This is a genomic window from Brevibacillus sp. DP1.3A, from assembly GCF_013284245.2.
Classification (GTDB): Bacteria; Bacillota; Bacilli; order Brevibacillales; family Brevibacillaceae; genus Brevibacillus.
This window is the reverse complement of sequence record NZ_CP085876.1, coordinates 3952933-3970309: the sequence shown is the minus strand read 5'-3', so window position 1 is coordinate 3970309 and position 17377 is coordinate 3952933. Positions and strand designations below refer to the sequence as shown.

The window sequence follows — 17377 nt, the reverse complement described above, 5'->3', positions numbered from 1 at the left end:
CGACCATTGTATCAAATGAGTGGATTCATCTGTAATTTTATTTGGTTTTCCGCAAGAAGTTTCGTAATATTTCGTTATAATAACAAAGAAGAGTGGAAGGAAGAAGAGGGGGCTCGTTCAAGATGGGAAACAATGAGAAGGTGGAAGGGCTAACAATGGAGGAGTGGAAAACGAAATATCCGCTTCTTCTTAACATGATGGAGACGGATGAAGTTTTCTGGACGAACCCTATCTATGATGAGATCGCAAAAGCAACTCTCTCCGTTACGCCAGAGGAAGTTCAGGATGCAGAAGAACGCTTGCGGCGTTTTGGCTCGTTCATTCAAGTGGCTTTTCCTGAGACGAGAGAAGCTGGTGGACTGATTGAGTCCCCACTCGTTCCGATAAAAGAGATGCAAAAGCACCTAGAGTCTCGCTTTGCGGCGGATATACAGGGGAATCTCTGGTTAAAATGCGACAGCCATTTGCCTATTGCCGGTTCCATCAAGGCGCGTGGTGGCATCTACGAGGTGCTGGCACATGCAGAAGAATTGGCCCAAAAGCATCAAATGCTGCAACCGGACAAGGATTATGCTATTTTGGCCTCGGATGCGTTCCGGGAACTGTTTTCCCGTTATTCCATTGCGGTAGGCTCGACAGGAAATCTCGGTTTGAGCATCGGGATCATCAGCGCGAAGCTCGGTTTTCAAGTCACCGTACACATGTCAGCGGACGCTAAAGCATGGAAAAAGGAATTGCTGCGGGCAAAAGGGGTCCAGGTTGTGGAGTACGCATCGGATTACGGAAAAGCGGTGGAAGAGGGAAGGAAGCAGGCAGAAGTCGATCCGAACTGCTATTTCATCGATGATGAGAACTCCAAGCGATTATTCCTCGGCTATGCAGTAGCAGCAAAACGACTGAAAAGGCAGCTAGAGGAACAACAAATAAAAGTAGATCGTGATCACCCGCTGTTCGTCTACCTTCCGTGTGGGGTTGGTGGGGGACCTGGTGGTGTAGCGTACGGGTTAAAGCTTATTTATGGGGACAATGTTCATTGCTTTTTTGCGGAACCAACTCATTCACCGTGCATGCTGCTTGGTTTAATGACAGGCCTGCATGACAAAGTCTCCGTTCAAGATTTCGGGATAGACAACAAGACAGAGGCGGATGGTCTGGCAGTTGGTCGACCTTCCCGATTTGTAGGAAAAATGATGGAGGACCTACTGAGTGGCGTGTTTACAGTGGACGACGAAGAGCTATACGCTTTGTTGCGTGCCTTGCGCGATCACGAATCCATTCGATTGGAGCCGTCTGCATTAGCTGGCATGCCAGGACCTGTTAGATTGTTTCAACAAGAGACAGGGCGTCACTATTTGGCGAAGCAAGGTCTAACGGAAAAAATGAAAAAGGCGACCCACATCGTGTGGGCGACGGGTGGGAGTATGGTTCCGGAGAAAATCCAGGATGAGTACTACGCGAAAGGCCTGGAAGCCAAAATCGGTACAGATACATAATGTTTGTTATGTAAACAATATGAGTTCGAAGACAAAAAGTCCTTGTAGGAAAGCCCGGATCACTCCTCCGGGCTTTTGTCCATTCATTTCAAAGTCTTCTGCGTCTTGAAAATAATAAACGTCGGTCTTCTTACCTCGGAAATCTGATGCGGCTGCAAGAGGAGTCCTGGGTACCGCCCTAGGTTAAATAAATTTCGACGTAGAGACAAGTGATTTTAACAACGTTAGGAGTGTTTAATGCAGCACAATGTCATTTGTGTTGTATGTCTTTCCTATGTAAAGGACGAAAAAAGAAACACAGAAGTGAAAAACCTCTGTGTTTCTTTTTGATTCATATATTTACTTTCCGGCACAGATGCTCCTTCTCCCTATTATAGAAGCTATTTTAAACATAAGTAATTTGTAAGGAATGCGTAAGAAAAAAGAGATATTCATTTTGTATGATAAAAATATAACAAGGTGTGAAAGGTGGAACAGATATGACTTAATGTTAAGACAGAATGGCGTTAGCAACGACCTAAGCAATATGAATAGAGGAGAGAAATGGCTTATGAAAACACGTAGTCAAATTACATTTGCAAGTCTGGCCCTTTTAATAGCTGGAAGCTCCCTGTTATACACAACGCCAACCTCAATTGTAAAAGCAGAGCCTACTCAAAATGTATCTAGTTCGTTACAAACAAGCACTCAACGAGATCGGAATTCTGTCAAGCAAGCAATGCGGGATACATTGCATCTTGGAATCCCGGGGATACTCGCTAAAACTTCTGAGGATGGAAAAACATGGGGCTATGCCGCTGGGGTAGCGAATCTGAGCACCAAGGAACCAATGAAAACAGATTTTCGCTTTCGCATTGGCAGCGTGACGAAGACGTTCACCGCAACAGTTGTACTTCAATTAGCTGGAGAGAACCGCCTGAATCTAGACGACTCCATCGAAAAATGGTTGCCTGGTGTCATTCAAGGAAACGGATATGATGGTAACCAGATTACTATCCGGCAGATATTGAACCATACAAGTGGTATCGCTGAATACTTAAGGTCAAAAGACGCTGATATGATGAATGCCAAAAAAACATATACCGCTGAAGAATTAGTAAAGATTGGGCTTTCTCTTCCTCCAGACTTTGCCCCAGGAAAGGGCTGGTCTTATTCAGACACAGGATACGTATTACTGGGTATCCTTATTGAAAAAGTAACCGGGAACAGCTATGCAGAAGAGATTGAAAATCGGATTATTGAACCGCTTGAATTGTCGAATACATTCCTACCTGGCAATTCAAGCGTTATTCCAGGCACCAATCATGCCCGTGGATATTTCCAACCAGACGGAGCAAGTGAGCTAAAAGACATTACTTATTATAACCCAAGTATAGCTAGCTCGGCTGGAGATATGATTTCTACTGCTGACGACTTAAATAAATTCTTCTCTTACTTACTCAGTGGCAAATTACTGAAGGAACCGCAATTAAAACAAATGCTTACTACAGTTCCTACAGGAAGTGCTGAAATCAGCGGATATGGTCTTGGAATCTATGAAACTAAGCTTCCAAACGGAGTCTCGATATGGGGACATACAGGTAGCATTCCAGGGTTTATTACTCTTGTTGGGGGTACACTTGGAGGCAAGCATATGTTGACCGTCAATTTGAACAGTATGGGTAAAGCTAACTTTAAAAATATTTTACTTGCTGAATTTAGCAAGTAGGCAAAAAGGAAAACCGAATAAATTTTGTCATAGTGTTTATCGTTAAAAATATACCGTTTTGGAATTTCGGTAATAAAACAAAATCCTCCCTAAAATGAAAAAATACGCTATTCTTTCTGTAGAATCATAGGAAAGGATGGCGTGTTTGTAATATTCGTTTAAAACGATTGAAAATGAGAGCAGGAGTTTGCTTTTTTTACGAGAATAAGTGAGAGACAACCCATTTTTGCGATTCCGTCCGCTTTGCTGTGACGGTTTTTTTCTGTTAGAAGATTTGGTTTCGGTATTTTTTGGCGAGACTGAAATCGAAGGAGGGATAAGCATGGACCAAATACTTCAACTGATCAAAGATTACTGGCCGATTGCGCTAGGTATTATAATCATTATCATGGCTGCCCAATGGGTGGTGCGAAGTATCATTCGAATTATTTCGCTCGCTGCTATTATTGGTGTTGTGCTCGTGTTGTTTTTCCAATTCAGTCCTGAAGAAGTGATCCAAATGGGACGTCAAGCAGCCGTAGCTACACAGGAAGTCGTCGATAAGACGATTACACCAGTCTTGGACAAAGAGCTAAAGGATGCCGATATTTCCTTCAAGGAAGATGGCACCTATGAAGTGAAGACTACGAGTATTCGTATCGTAGGCAAAAAAGGCGAATCCAAAGCGACTGTTTATTACAAGGATGAGGAATGGGAAGTAAATATCGGTCAATTGAGTAAGCTGTTCCAGGACCGACTCGGTAAAGCGGAACAAGAAAGTAAGACGATGTAGAAAGGGAAAAACGCATGGGGCCAAAAAGGCCTCATGCGTTTTTTTCTGGATAGGCGAGTACTTCCTTTACCCATGTATCTAGCAGATGCTGATATTCTTCGCTCGTTTTGATTCCAGGGGCTGAGGCAACTTGTTTTTCGAGTGGGAGCGTGCGTAGTTTTTTAGAGAATCTCTCCTCGATATCATCTTCATCTTCGAGTAGCAGATAGACGACATCTTCCAAGGAGCGATAGTTCGTAACGCTATACTCGATTCCATTCATCGTCGTTTGAAAATGACCGTGACGATAGTGGCAAAGGATGAAAGTGAAATCTAGGTTGTTTATGATTTCTAAAAATCTGTTCAAAAACGCTGGTTCCACCATGATACACTCCAGCATTGTGGGTGGATAATTCGAGTGACTGATGTGGAATTCTGGAATAATTTCGATAAAGTGCTGCTGCCGTTCTGGACTGGCTTTGTCATAGTAATCATAGTTGAATTTGCGAATGATTTTCTTCAGGTGCTTGAAAGGGATTTTTGTACCAATATAAAGTCCGTAATATCGGTTCATTCTGTGCTTCCTTTACGCTTTCGTCATATTCGGATCTACACGCAGTCGAGTTGCTTGTTCATAAGCGTAGGCTAGGCGAAGAAGAGTAGGTTCCTGGAATGCCAATCCAGTCAGCATGATGCCAAATGGCTTGCCCGCAGAAGTATAGCCAGCTGGAACCGTAATCGAAGGGTAACCAGCTTTGGCTGGGATAGCATAACCCGTACTGCCGGGGTACAAGAGGGCATCGAGTTCGTGCTCCTTCATAACAGCATCAAGGCCTTGTTTCTGTGACATTTCCAAATCGAACAGGCGATTAGCCAGATACTCCGGCTCCGTCATTGTACCACTTGTTTGCTCGGATTCTTCCAGCAGCTCTTGCCCGTAAAGCAGGGCTTGTTCCTCATGTGCCCGATTAAAAGCAATGACATCCTGTAAGGAGCGGATCGGGTAGGAGGCTGGTAAGGTTTTTAAGTACGCATTTACCCCAACCTTGAATTCATGCACAAGAACATGTCTGTCCCACTCGGCATTTTCTGTCGGAATGGTGACCGCATCTATGACCGTTGCGCCTGCCTCTCTGAGCTTTTCAATAGCCGCTTCATACAAGGCAATTTCTTCGTCTACACATTCTGCCAAAAACCTGGATCGTACAACGCCGATGCGCGCACCCCGCAATCCATCTGCATGGAGGAAGGGGAGGTAATCGGTATGTGCTAGACCTTCGCTTTTTCCAGTCACAGGATCATTTGCATCTATACCAGTAAGCGCGCCAAGCAAAGTAGCTGCATCTGTCACAGTTCTCGCCATCGGTCCGGCTGTGTCTTGGCTATGGGAAATCGGGATGATACCCGAACGGCTGATTAAGCCAACAGTAGGTTTGATTCCCACGAGCGAATTTTGCTCCGCTGGGTGGAGAATCGACCCGGAAGTCTCCGTACCGACTGCCACAACGGCAAATCCTGCGGCAATCGCAGCAGCTGAACCTGAGCTAGACCCGCCGACATCGAGTACACCAGGACCGTATGGGTTCAACACTTGTCCACCACGCGAGCTGTAGCCATCTGGCATGTTATTGGAGACAAAGTTAGCCCATTCCGTCAGATTTGTTTTCCCTAAAAGGACAGCGCCAGCCTCTCGGAGCTTGGTCACAACAAATGCATCCGCAGAGGCAAATGAATCAGCTAAAGCTAGAGCTCCAGCCGTCGTGTGCATCTTGTCAGATGTCGCAATGTTATCCTTGATCAGTACAGGGATTCCGTGAAGCGGCCCACGACTGCCTGACACCTCGCGTTCCCGATCCAGTGACTCTGCGATCGCCAGTGCATCTGGGTTTAGCTCACAAATGGCATTGATTCGGATGCCTTGTTTGTTGTAGGTGGCAATCCGCTGTAAAAAGGCGAGGGTCAATTCCCGGGAAGTCGTGGTTCCAGCTGTCATTGCAGCTTGCCATTCGAGAATGCTCGTTTCATGAATCACTGACATAATGTATCCCCTTTTACGAATGATTTGATTATTATTATAGTACCAAATTCAGGGAAAGGGAAAGAGAGGGGAGTGTGAGCCTTTTGCCTATAAAAAAACAAGCTGACTCTACGAGAGAATCAGCTTGTTTGTGTTTGGATAAAATTATGCGTTTGATCCAGCAGCTTGCAGCTTCGCTTTTTCTTCCGCTTCTACATAACGGTTGCGAGGGTGCTCACGGCATTCATCGGAGCAAGAACGCTTGAATTTTGTCTCACATTCTGTGCAGCAGAAGTGCTGTTTGTTGCAGAATGGGTTGGCGCAGTTGAGATAACGGTCTTCCACAGTACCGCAGTAATGGCAACGGCCAATTACAACGTCTTCTTCTGTATGGTTGATCGGTATGGAGATGCGCTCGTCAAACACGTAGCATTTTCCATCCCACAGGCGCCCTTGGACTTCTGGATCTTTTCCATACGTGACGATCCCGCCCTCAAGATGGTAAACATTTTCAAAACCTTGTTGCAGCAATACACCTGTCAGCTTTTCGCAACGGATACCGCCTGTGCAGTAGGTGAGGACTTTTTTATCCTTGAACTGGCTCATGTTATCACGAATCCACTCAGGGAACTCACGGGATGAATCCACTTCAGGGCGAATCGCACCACGGAAATGTCCCAAATCGTATTCGTAGTAGTTGCGACCATCGAGGATCACGACGTCTTCTTCCTGCATCATTTCATGCCATTCTTTTGGGTTCAGATAGGTGCCGACTAGTTGATTCGGATCAACATCTTCCTCCAAACGCCAGGTTACGAGCTCTTGTTTCGGGCGCACAAACATTTTTTTGAATGCATGTTCTTCCGACTCATCTATTTTAAACCACATATCATTAAAACGTGGATCTTTTCGCACATATTCCATGTAGGCGTCGGTTTGCTCAATCGTTCCGGATACGGTTCCATTAATTCCTTCCGGAGCTACGATAATCCGCCCTTTCAGCCCGTTATCCTTGCAAAATTGCAAGTGCTCGGCTGCGTACTCCTCATAATTTTCAATAGGAGTATACTTGTAATACAACAAAATGCGATATGGTTTTTGTACTTGCAAGGTACAATTCCACCTTTCTTTTTCAATTGTGATTTTAGATGCAACGGTGATTATATCACATTCCATTGTTAAAAGCGCTGAAAAAGAAAGGGATTTGTGAGGTTTTTATGAAAAACGGTGCTTCTTGCTGGAAGTGGACGCATCCTGTACACTATGAATGGTATTCAGCTGACAGGCTATAGAGGAGAGACATTTCATGAACATGACAAATGAGCGCCTGGTTACACAGGTGAAAATTAAAAAGCTCCACCAAGACGCCGTGATCCCAGCGTACGCGAGAGCAATGGACGCGGGCTTTGATCTGGTCGCGGTAGAGGATACATTGATTGCCCCTGGCCAATCTGCAAAGGTTCCAACTGGCTTGGCATTCGCGCTTCCAGAAGGATTTGAATTGCAAGTGCGCCCTCGCTCCGGGATCAGTGCAAAAACAAAGCTGCGCTTGTCCAATGCACCTGGGACTGTTGATGCAGGCTATCGCGGTGAAGTGTGTGTCCTGATGGATAACATTCGGATCGCATCCGGAAAAAGTGGCCAGGTATGTCTGGGCGCTAGCGAAAACGAAGTAACCGTTGAACAAGAAGTCGATGCACATAGCTACTTGATCAAAAAAGGGGACCGGATTGCACAGGGCGTGATTGCAATCGTTCCAGTCGCGCAATTTGAAGTAGTCGATGAGCTGGATGAGACGGAAAGAGGTGCGGGCGGCTTCGGCAGCAGCGGTATTAAGGGCTAGTGCATATGTAGTGAAAAGACAAGACCCCTGATCATACGTCAGGGGTCTTTGTTTTGGTCATGCCCTTATCCTTTGGAAGATAAAAACTGCTCAATTCTCGTAAGGTCATCATCGGTCAGCGAACGTCCATCTGCTTTGACGAATACGCAAGGTCCATAGACCCAGTCTAAAAACCCATCTGATGTGATGGGGAAATTGTTCGCTTGTACCCCGCGTGCATCTTCATTCACAACGAGGGAGATTCCCTCCAGATGGTCATCCTCCACCACCTCGTAATCACCACCCACCAGCTCCTGTAATTCAACCGTCTCAGCGATTTCACGAACAACTGCATGTTCATGCGGAAGCTTTACGTATACCGTAGTCAAGCGCAATCACTCCTTCTGACACCCATCATAACGGATAACCAATGAATTGTGCGATAGGGGAGGATGCCTGCTGGCGTGTTGGTTATCCTATGGTTGAGAATGTAAGTAGGGTCCGCATTTGGATACTTTCAGCCTGAGGGGACATTCTGATGAATATTGTGACCGGTAAACTCTATTGGCCAGAAACATTGCCAGCCCCACTCCGATACCCCTCTCTAACGGAGGACGTAAAGTGTGATGTGCTGATCATTGGTGGAGGTGAGGCAGGTGCGCTCGTTTCCTATTATCTCAAGCAGCATGAGGTGGATGTAATCCTTGTGGATAAACGGAGGATTAGTGAAGGCAGCAGCAGTGCTAACACGGGTTTGCTGCAAATATGCAACGATAAGACTTTGACCGCTTGCATCCATTCATTCGGTGAACAAAAAGGGGGGCGTTTTTACGAGCTGACGCGGCAGGCAGTTGATGAATTGGAACAAATTTCTGGGCAGCTAGACCTGTCTCCAGATTACATAAGGCGTGACAGCTTGTACTATGCCAGTGAACCAGCGGATGCGGAGAGCTTGCGGACAGAGTACGAGTTATTGAAGAAGTACGGCTTTCCAGTTACGTATTTTGAGCGAACAGATATAGAGAAGCGATTCTCCTTTTCGAAGGCAGGGGCTATTTATTCCAAGGAAGATGCGGAGCTCAATCCGTACAAATTTACGAACGGTGTGATCGCCCACTCTGTGAAAAAAGGGATGCGTGTATACGAAAATACGGAGATCGTGCATCAAAAAGTGCAAGACGGAGGGCTTTTGGTTTATACCAAAAGTGGGCACACAATCAAGTGTAGGCGTGCCGTTTTTGCCACTGGCTACGAGGCACAATCCATGAAGCGCAATGCCAATGCCGTGATTTCCAGCTCGTTTTCCATCGTAACCAATCCAGTCGATGCGTTTCCGGGCTGGCCAAAAGCATGCTTAATATGGGAAACAGCCCGTCCATACTTGTATATCCGTACTTGTCCGGATGGGAGAATCATCGTCGGAGGACTTGATGAGCCGTTAAACGACTTAAAAAAGAGTGATGCATCCAGTCTGAAGAAACGTGATCATTTGCTCGCAAAGATTCAAGAGTTATTTCCACAGATTCCCATGAGAGCCGAATATTATTGGGGAGCGACTTTTGTCGATACCCATGACGGACTCCCGCTGTTTGGGGAGCAGGAAGGCTATCCGCACTGCTTGTTCACACTAGGCTACGGAGGGAACGGAACCGTCTATTCGACCATCGGCGCGCAAATCATCAGTGATCTGATTACAAAAGGAAGTCATTCGGACGCTGATCTTTTTGCTTTTGCCCGGAAGAAATATGCCAGTGTCACAGTCTGATCAATAAAGCTTTCCCATTCAATGGGAAGGCTTCTTTTTTTGAAAATGTCAGAATGGGTGGGCCCAAATTTGCTGGATAGGCAAGTAACATTTGAACGTGGCCTACCTGCCTAGCATAGGGTAGATGGAAATATCGTTGACAGGAACAAAAAGGCAGGTATAATCTTCAATAACAGAGTATTCCGAGTAAAATACTATAGATTAAAAGAGGAGTGAAAGTGAGCTGTATGAAAACCACGAAAGGCAAGGTCCAGACGATCCTGCAACGCGTAGGAATCGTTGCTATGGCGTTTGCTATGGCAGGCTGCTCGGCTGCTGCACCAGCAGAAACAGGTAATGGAGCAGCGGGCAGCAAATCTACGGTAGAGCTGCTCAATGTTTCCTACGATCCGACGCGAGAGTTTTACCAAGATATCAACAAGGAGTTTGCCTCAGAGTGGCATCAAAAGACAGGTCAAACCGTAACGATCAAGCAATCACATGGCGGTTCAGGCAAGCAATCCCGCTCCGTCATCGATGGGCTGGAAGCAGATATAGTCACCCTAGCCCTCGCTTATGATATTGACGCGATTGCCGAACGCGGTCTGATTTCTGCCGATTGGCAAAAGAAGCTCTCGGACAACAGCTCGCCTTACACCTCCACGATTGTGTTTCTCGTGCGCAAAGGCAATCCGAAGCAAATCAAAGATTGGGATGATTTGATCAAGCCTGGTATCTCCGTGATTACACCGAACCCTAAAACGTCTGGGGGAGCCAGATGGAATTACTTGGCTGCCTGGGGTTATGCCCTGAAGACAAATGGGGGAGATGAAGCGAAGGCACAAGAGTTCGTTGGACAATTGTTTAAAAATGTACCCGTCCTCGATTCTGGAGCACGTGGTTCGACCACTACGTTTGTCGAGCGTGGCATTGGGGATGTGCTGATTGCATGGGAAAACGAAGCGTATCTCGCTGTCAATGAACTAGGGAAAGACAAGTTTGAGATTGTGAATCCGTCCTTGAGCATTTTGGCTGAACCGCCTGTTACCATCGTTGACAAATACGCTGACAAGCACAAGACAAGAGAAGTAGCAGAAGCATACCTCCAGTTCCTGTATACCAAAAAAGGCCAAGAACTCGTAGCCAAGCACTATTACCGTCCACGTTCACAGGAAGTACTCAAAGCACATACACCCGCATTCCCTGACATCCAATTGTTTACCATCGATGAGTTGTTTGGTGGCTGGACGAAAGCACAAAAGACTCATTTTGCAGATCAAGGCGTCTTCGATCAGCTTTATAAACCATAGACTTACACTTTCCTCAGAGGAGTTACCTTCATGAGAAAATCATTCTGCAACAGAGGGTTTTTGCCAGGATTTGGCATGACTATGGGCTATACCATCATCTACCTGAGTCTGCTGGTACTGATCCCTCTGTCTGTCTTGTTTTTAAAAGCTTCGACGATGAGTTGGGAGCAATTCATAGGTACGATTATGGATACGAGGGTCCTTGCCTCCATTCGTGTGAGTATTATGACTTCTTTTTTCGCGGCTTGTCTCAATGCAGTGTTCGGTGTCTTGGTGGCATGGGTGTTGGTACGCTATCAATTTGCGGGGAAGCGGATCATTGACGGCATAGTTGATCTGCCATTTGCTTTACCTACCGCTGTAGGTGGGATTGCCTTGACTTCTATTTACGCTGAAAATGGCTGGATCGGACAGTACCTGGCGGAGTGGGGGATCAAGGTAGCGTACACCCCCATCGGTATATGGGTTGCACTAACATTCATCGGTCTTCCTTTTGTCGTCAGAACCGTCCAGCCTGTGTTACAGGATTGGGATTTGCAAATGGAGGAAGCGGCGGCTACGTTGGGCGCTACTCGATGGAATACATTTTGGCGGGTAGTCTTGCCTCATCTGTTACCGGCGATCATTACGGGTTTTGCGCTCGCCTTTGCCAGAGCACTGGGTGAGTATGGCTCCGTCGTGTTCATCTCCGGGAACATGCCCTTGAAAACAGAGATTGTGCCTCTCTTGATTATGACCAAGCTGGAACAGTTTGACTATGCAGGCGCTACGGCAATTGCAACGGTCATGCTAGTGATTTCCTTTATCATGCTTTTGATCATCAACTACTTGCAATGGAAAATCAATAAATTCGATGCGGCCCGTTAGGAGGTATCACGTATGAAGCATTTGACGGAGCCAGCCTATATCCGATGGACACTGATTATCGTGGCCTTGCTCTTCCTCAGCTTGTTTTTGATCCTGCCGCTAGTAGCCGTATTTACAGAAGCATTTCGGCAAGGAGCGGAGGTATTCGTGGCCTCCATTACAGAGGAGGAAACGTTATCCGCTGTCAAGCTTACCTTGCTTGTCGCAGCCATTAGCGTACCGCTGAATGTGACGTTCGGAATCGCTGCTGCATGGGCAATAGCCAAGTTTTCGTTCCCGGGTAAAAATGTGTTGCTTACGTTGATAGACTTGCCATTTGCCGTGTCTCCAGTTATTGCGGGCCTTATCTTTGTCCTCCTGTTTGGGAGTCAGGGTGTGGCGGCTCCCTTGCTTGAGGCGTGGGATTTCAAAATCATTTTCGCGGTACCAGGTATCGCGCTCGCGACGACCTTTGTTACCTTCCCGTTCGTCGCGCGTGAACTGATTCCGGTCATGGAAGCGCAGGGAAGAGACGAAGAGGAGGCAGCAGTCTCGCTCGGAGCCAGCGGCTGGAAAACATTTTTACGCGTCACGCTGCCAAACGTAAAATGGGGACTCCTGTACGGGGTCATTTTGTGTAATGCCCGCGCCATGGGTGAATTCGGAGCAGTATCCGTCGTTTCCGGTCATATCCGTGGCATGACCAATACGCTCCCGTTGCATGTGGAGATTCTCTACAACGAATATCAATTCGCTGCTGCCTTTGCGGTAGCCACCTTGCTTGCTGCCTTAGCCCTGGTGACGCTTATTCTGAAAAGCTTGATCGAGTGGAAAACCGAGCGGCAGGCAAAGCTGGATGAGGAACAACACTACGACGTGACAGGAGAGAGAGCCGGATGAGTATCGAGGTAGTGAACATTACGAAGTCATATAAAAGCTTTACGGCGCTGAAAAATGTGAATCTGCATATCCCGGAAGGCGAACTCGTAGCTCTTCTCGGGCCTTCCGGATCGGGAAAGACGACCCTTTTGCGTCTCATCGCTGGACTGGAGCAACCGCAGGAGGGGAGCATTCTCTTTCACGGAGAGGATAATACGAACCGCGACGTGCGCGAGCGGCAGGTTGGGTTTGTTTTTCAGCATTACGCCTTGTTTCGGCATATGAACATCTTTGATAACATTGCGTTTGGATTGTCAGTGCGATCCCGCAAAACACGACCGAGCAAGGAAGAAATCAGTGAAAAGGTTCATTCGCTGTTAAAGCTCGTTCAGCTAGAAGGTCTCGCGCATCGCTATCCCTCACAGCTATCCGGCGGACAACGCCAGCGTGTTGCATTGGCGAGGGCGTTGGCAGTGGAACCCAAATTTTTGCTGCTGGATGAACCGTTTGGCGCTTTGGATACGAAAGTGAGACAGGAGCTGCGTCGCTGGCTCCGTCATCTGCACGGAAAGCTCGGGCTGACGATTCTGTTCGTCACGCACGATCAGGAGGAAGCGATGGAATTGGCGGATCAGGTAGTTGTGATGAATGAAGGGCGAGTGGAACAGGTAGGATCGCCCGAAGAAATTTATCATCATCCGGCGAATCCGTTCGTGTACAGCTTTCTGGGGCGGGTCAATCTGTTTCACGGACGAATCCAAAATGGCAAAATCAAGCTGGGAGAGGCAGAGTTCGAGACAGATTGGAAGGATAAAGCAGTGGAGGCTCCCGCTGTCGGATACATGCGGCCACATGATGTAGAGATTTCATTGCGTCCACCTGAGGGGAAGTCTGCCAGATCTATTCAGGCCGAGATTAACCATATTTCGCTCTTGGGTCCGATCGTTCGCCTTGATCTGAAACGTTTGGACACGGATGAGGTATTTGAGGCAGAGATGAGCAGGCAACGTTTTATGGAGTTGAACGTAGAAGAGGAGAGCGTTGTGTATGTGACGTTGCACAATGTATCGATCTATGTGGATTCACAGCCTTTACAGACGCATCGCCCTGCCCTCGTACCGTTGCAGGCAAGTGTTTGATCCAATTGATTGTAAATAAACCGGTCTGCATTTGCCGCAGGCCGGTTTTTGATGGAGGCACTCTCTACTCGCCACGTTGCTTGGAGCGTGTCTGTTCTTTGCTAATTGTGTTCGATCTACGGGTTTGCGAAGGGTTTTCTTTCTTTCCCATCTCATTTTTGACACCATTGTGCTTGGACATTTCTCTGCCTCCTTCCCATTGGAATTGCCATGGTAGTTTTCCCTGTGAAAATGAATTTCATGAATCAAGTGTTTTTTGCAGTGCGCGAAATCGTTTACCTTTTGCATAATGAGGTCATCTCTGGTAAGATAAGTGTTTGAACGATTCAAAAAAGGCAGGTATTGCGACGATGATAAGCACTCAGAACGTGACGCTGCGCTACGGTAAGCGCGCACTGTTTGAAGATGTATCCATTAAGTTTACCCCAGGTAACTGTTACGGCCTCATCGGTGCGAACGGTGCAGGGAAGTCTACCTTCGTGAAGATCCTCTCCGGAGAGATCGATCCGACGAGCGGTCACGTTTCGGTGACACCGGGCGAGCGTATCGCTGTATTAAAGCAGAACCACTTTGAATTCGACGAGTACGAAGTGTTAAAAACGGTAATTATGGGCCACAAGCGCCTGTTCGAGATCATGGAAGAGAAGACCGCTCTTTACATGAAAGAAGATTTCTCTGAGGAAGACGGCAATCGCGCGTCCCAATTGGAGGGAGAATTCGAAGAGCTGAACGGCTGGATGGCCGAAGCAGATGCAGCTAGCTTGCTGATCGGCCTCGGTATCCCGACAGACTTGCACGACAAGCAGATGAAGGACCTCTCTAGTACGGAGAAGGTACGTGTTCTGTTGGCGCAAGCCCTGTTCGGTAATCCACACATCCTGCTCTTGGATGAGCCGACGAACCACTTGGACATCGAGTCGATTCGTTGGTTGGAAAACTTCCTGGCGGATTATGAAAACACCGTCATCGTTGTATCCCATGACCGTCACTTCCTGAACAAGGTGTGTACGCACATTGCGGATATTGACTTTGGCAAAATCCAAATGTACGTGGGTAACTACGACTTCTGGTACGAATCCAGCCAATTGGCGCTGAAAATGGTTCGTGATCAGAATAAGAAGAAAGAAGAAAAAATGAAGGAACTGCAAGAGTTTATTGCGCGTTTCTCTGCGAATGCTTCCAAGTCCAAGCAGGCGACTTCGCGTAAAAAGCTGTTGGAGAAAATTACGTTGGATGACATTCGTCCTTCCAGCCGTAAGTATCCGTTCATCAACTTCAAGCCAGAGCGTGAAGCGGGTAAAAACCTCGTAGCCATCGAAGGCTTGAGCAAGACGATTGAAGGCGAAAAACTGTTTGAAAACCTTCACCTCACCATCAACAAAGGGGACAAAGTTGCGTTTGTCGGACCAAATGAGCTGGCGAAAACAACCTTCTTCCAAATTTTGATGGGTGAAGTTCAGCCTGATAGCGGTTCTTTCGAATGGGGCGTTACGACTTCCCAAGCGTACTTCCCAAAAGACAATGCGGATTACTTTAGCTCCGATTTGAGCCTGGTTGACTGGCTGCGCCAATACTCCAAAGATCAAGACGAGACATTCATTCGTGGATTCCTCGGTCGCATGCTGTTCTCTGGAGATGAAGCGCTGAAAAAGTCAAACGTATTGTCCGGGGGAGAAAAAGTTCGTTGCATGCTGTCCAAGATGATGCTGGCGAGTGCCAACGTATTGATCATGGACGAACCGACGAACCACTTGGATTTGGAATCTATTACTGCATTGAACAACGGCATGATTGAGTTCGACGGTACACTTCTGTTCGTATCTCATGACCACCAGTTCGTTCAAACCATTGCGAACCGGGTCATTGAGTTCACGCCGAAGGGTGTCATTGATAAAATGATCACATATGACGAGTACCTAGAGAGCGATGAAATCAAACGCCTGCGTGACGAGCATTACGCGTAAGCTGCCTACGCACATATAAAAAGCCCTTGGCCTAGCACAAATCGTGCTGAAGTCAGGGGCTTTTTCTCATGTTACGGGGTCTTCCACGAACTCGATTTTGCTAAGGAATGCTTCCTTGCTCGAGAAAATAACGCGCTCTTTTCGCGGGGAAGTAAAGAACACCACGATATACTGGTCATCTATGTATTCTACCGTGCCTCGTTTCTTTGGTCGCTGTATCGTCTTCACGGGTTTATTCAACCATTCGTTCATCTGTTGTTCCTCCTACCTGACTTTCTCATTCATTATACCAAGATTAATGACGATGCCCAATGACATGTGCAGTTATGGCGATGCGCAGCAGCATTTGATCGTGCCCGTTTTCCGCATTCAATCCGGTCCACTCACGTATGAGCTGGATGTTGTAGCTTTTGATGCTAAGAAAAGAGACCGCATTCAGAAGATAATAGATTAAGAGCACACGAAAAGACATATTATTCTGCATGGTGAGTTTACTGATTACTGAGATTTCTTTTTTGCTTTGATTATCTTATACAGATAGTAGCAGAGGATAAACACTAACATGGTAACAAACGAAACAACAATAGAATTTTGAAGAATTGATAGTATGTACTCGTCAACGGGAAGATAAACAATTTCGAATAGATCAGTACCTGGTGTAGGTACACTTTGGTATCGACTTGTGAATAAAATTTGGGCACAAAAACTGACAATAAAGCTGTATAGCACGACTTTAACTATCATTTTTTCCATGAATTAATCACACTCCTGTATTTTTTTGGAATATCCATTTCCTTACAAAAACACTTATGGTATATTATACCAAAAGGGGATGGATAATGTTGAAAAATGGACTTTCCAAATCTTTGATGTTTATTCTGGTTTTTGTGTTGACGTTATCGACAGGACTTTCAACAGGGGTTTTTGCGAAATCAGCGGATAATAATAAGGTTAATTATTGTGACGATTTAGAAAAACTAGGTGATGTTAGTTACCAAAATTTTGATGGCGTTACCAAGAAAGTAATTAAGATAAAAGATACAAAAAAATTTGGTGAAATAAATGGTATGAACGTTAAGCCGACTGGCGAAATCACCTTGGTTGTACCGATGGTTAAATCAACACCTAAATTAATTGATCGAACAGGACCTGATGTGTCAATTTTAGCTGCTCAATACGTAAAAGTGAAACGTGAATCGGAAGCCTGCGGGACAAAAAAAATTAGAAGTTCTAGTTATGCACCTCCTGGGGGTAAAATGATCATTTCTGAAAGCGTAAATGCTTCATATAATGCAAATGTTTCTGTTAGTGCTGCGGCTGTTAGTGCTGGTGTTGGATTTAGCGTTACCAAGGGTTACAACGTTTCAGATGAACAACCTATAACTGTTCCGCCAGGGAAATCGGGAATTATTACAGCGTATCCCTGGTATCAAACATATGAATTTGATGTGATGGAAAGAAGGCCATGGCCTTTAGAAGATGAAGTGGTTGGTAGTGGAACTGCTTACTTGCCAATCGGAGTTTGCTTTGTGCCTAAAATCAATTAATTAATGTCATGAAAAGGAGCCTAACATTGGCTCCTTTTTTCTGTACTCTTGGTTGGAAGTGCGGCATAATTCCCCTCTTAAAGTAGCCAGTTTTAAATTAATATACTTCAGATTGTAGATAGTAAACGATAGTTTTTTGTCAAAGTTCCATGCCGGT

The 17377-nt window shown here is 46.2% G+C and carries 17 protein-coding genes; 11 read left to right on the top strand and 6 right to left on the bottom strand.

From position 1 onward, the window contains the following. Positions 1-122 precede the first annotated feature (122 nt). The 3 genes from HP399_RS17920 (at position 123) to HP399_RS17910 (ending at position 3973) form a co-directional block, all read left to right on the top strand. The gene (locus HP399_RS17920) at positions 123-1493 is read left to right on the top strand and encodes a D-serine ammonia-lyase (protein WP_173617869.1); all 1371 of its coding nucleotides are present in this window, start codon (positions 123-125) and stop codon (positions 1491-1493) included. 550 nt (positions 1494-2043) lie between these two features. Next, complete coding sequence (locus HP399_RS17915) at positions 2044-3201, top strand: serine hydrolase domain-containing protein (RefSeq protein WP_173617868.1); 1158 nt, start codon at positions 2044-2046, stop codon at positions 3199-3201. 322 nt (positions 3202-3523) lie between these two features. Beyond that, on the top strand, positions 3524-3973 hold the full coding sequence (locus HP399_RS17910) for a hypothetical protein (RefSeq protein ID WP_017248186.1): 450 nt from the start codon (positions 3524-3526) through the stop codon (positions 3971-3973). Between the two features lie 31 nt (positions 3974-4004). On the opposite strand, the gene HP399_RS17905 is transcribed toward HP399_RS17910, so the two are convergent. The 3 genes from HP399_RS17905 to HP399_RS17895 all read right to left on the bottom strand — a co-directional run bounded on the left by HP399_RS17905 (position 4005) and on the right by HP399_RS17895 (position 7079). Further along, positions 4005-4526 (bottom strand): hypothetical protein, encoded by a 522-nt coding sequence (locus HP399_RS17905; protein WP_173617867.1) that lies wholly within the window; start codon positions 4524-4526, stop codon positions 4005-4007. Between the two features lie 12 nt (positions 4527-4538). Beyond that, positions 4539-5990: an amidase family protein gene (locus HP399_RS17900; protein WP_173617866.1), complete on the bottom strand. Its 1452-nt coding sequence runs from the start codon at positions 5988-5990 to the stop codon at positions 4539-4541. Between the two features lie 144 nt (positions 5991-6134). Beyond that, positions 6135-7079, bottom strand: a complete 945-nt coding sequence (locus tag HP399_RS17895) for an oxygen-dependent tRNA uridine(34) hydroxylase TrhO (RefSeq protein WP_173617865.1) — start codon at positions 7077-7079, stop codon at positions 6135-6137. Positions 7080-7275: 196 nt separating this feature from the next. Here HP399_RS17895 and dut point away from each other — a divergent pair, with 196 nt between their 5' ends. Then, the gene (gene dut / locus HP399_RS17890; RefSeq protein ID WP_173617864.1) at positions 7276-7812 is read left to right on the top strand and encodes a dUTP diphosphatase; all 537 of its coding nucleotides are present in this window, start codon (positions 7276-7278) and stop codon (positions 7810-7812) included. Positions 7813-7877: 65 nt separating this feature from the next. Here the strand turns inward: dut and HP399_RS17885 are convergent, their stop codons facing one another. Next, on the bottom strand, positions 7878-8180 hold the full coding sequence (locus tag HP399_RS17885) for a DUF3846 domain-containing protein (protein WP_173617863.1): 303 nt from the start codon (positions 8178-8180) through the stop codon (positions 7878-7880). A 149-nt stretch (positions 8181-8329) separates the two neighbouring features. On the opposite strand from HP399_RS17885, the gene HP399_RS17880 reads away from it, so the two are divergent. The 6 genes from HP399_RS17880 (at position 8330) to HP399_RS17855 (ending at position 15673) form a co-directional block, all read left to right on the top strand. Further along, positions 8330-9556 carry an NAD(P)/FAD-dependent oxidoreductase gene (locus tag HP399_RS17880; protein ID WP_173617862.1) on the top strand — a complete coding sequence of 409 codons (1227 nt, stop codon included), beginning with the start codon at positions 8330-8332 and terminating at the stop codon, positions 9554-9556. 284 nt (positions 9557-9840) lie between these two features. After that, positions 9841-10845 carry a sulfate ABC transporter substrate-binding protein gene (locus HP399_RS17875; protein WP_370642745.1) on the top strand — a complete coding sequence of 335 codons (1005 nt, stop codon included), beginning with the start codon at positions 9841-9843 and terminating at the stop codon, positions 10843-10845. 30 nt (positions 10846-10875) lie between these two features. Beyond that, complete coding sequence (gene cysT / locus HP399_RS17870) at positions 10876-11712, top strand: sulfate ABC transporter permease subunit CysT (RefSeq protein ID WP_173617860.1); 837 nt, start codon at positions 10876-10878, stop codon at positions 11710-11712. Between the two features lie 12 nt (positions 11713-11724). Next, a complete protein-coding gene (gene cysW, locus HP399_RS17865) occupies positions 11725-12591 on the top strand; it encodes a sulfate ABC transporter permease subunit CysW (RefSeq protein ID WP_173617859.1) in 867 nt (288 codons plus the stop codon). Then, the gene (locus HP399_RS17860) at positions 12588-13709 is read left to right on the top strand and encodes a sulfate/molybdate ABC transporter ATP-binding protein (RefSeq protein WP_173617858.1); all 1122 of its coding nucleotides are present in this window, start codon (positions 12588-12590) and stop codon (positions 13707-13709) included. The genes cysW and HP399_RS17860 overlap by 4 nt, the downstream gene beginning before the upstream one ends. A 350-nt stretch (positions 13710-14059) precedes the next feature. Then, positions 14060-15673: an ABC-F family ATP-binding cassette domain-containing protein gene (locus HP399_RS17855; RefSeq protein ID WP_173617857.1), complete on the top strand. Its 1614-nt coding sequence runs from the start codon at positions 14060-14062 to the stop codon at positions 15671-15673. A 66-nt stretch (positions 15674-15739) separates the two neighbouring features. On the opposite strand, the gene HP399_RS17850 is transcribed toward HP399_RS17855, so the two are convergent. Both HP399_RS17850 and HP399_RS17845 read right to left on the bottom strand, forming a co-directional pair. Next, the gene (locus HP399_RS17850; RefSeq protein ID WP_173617856.1) at positions 15740-15925 is read right to left on the bottom strand and encodes a hypothetical protein; all 186 of its coding nucleotides are present in this window, start codon (positions 15923-15925) and stop codon (positions 15740-15742) included. Between the two features lie 43 nt (positions 15926-15968). Then, positions 15969-16145, bottom strand: a complete 177-nt coding sequence (locus tag HP399_RS17845) for a hypothetical protein (RefSeq protein WP_173617522.1) — start codon at positions 16143-16145, stop codon at positions 15969-15971. Between the two features lie 367 nt (positions 16146-16512). Between HP399_RS17845 and HP399_RS17840 the strand changes: the two genes are divergently transcribed. Next, entirely contained in the window at positions 16513-17220 is a 708-nt protein-coding gene (locus HP399_RS17840; protein ID WP_173617855.1) for a hypothetical protein, read from the top strand. Positions 17221-17377 lie beyond the last annotated feature (157 nt).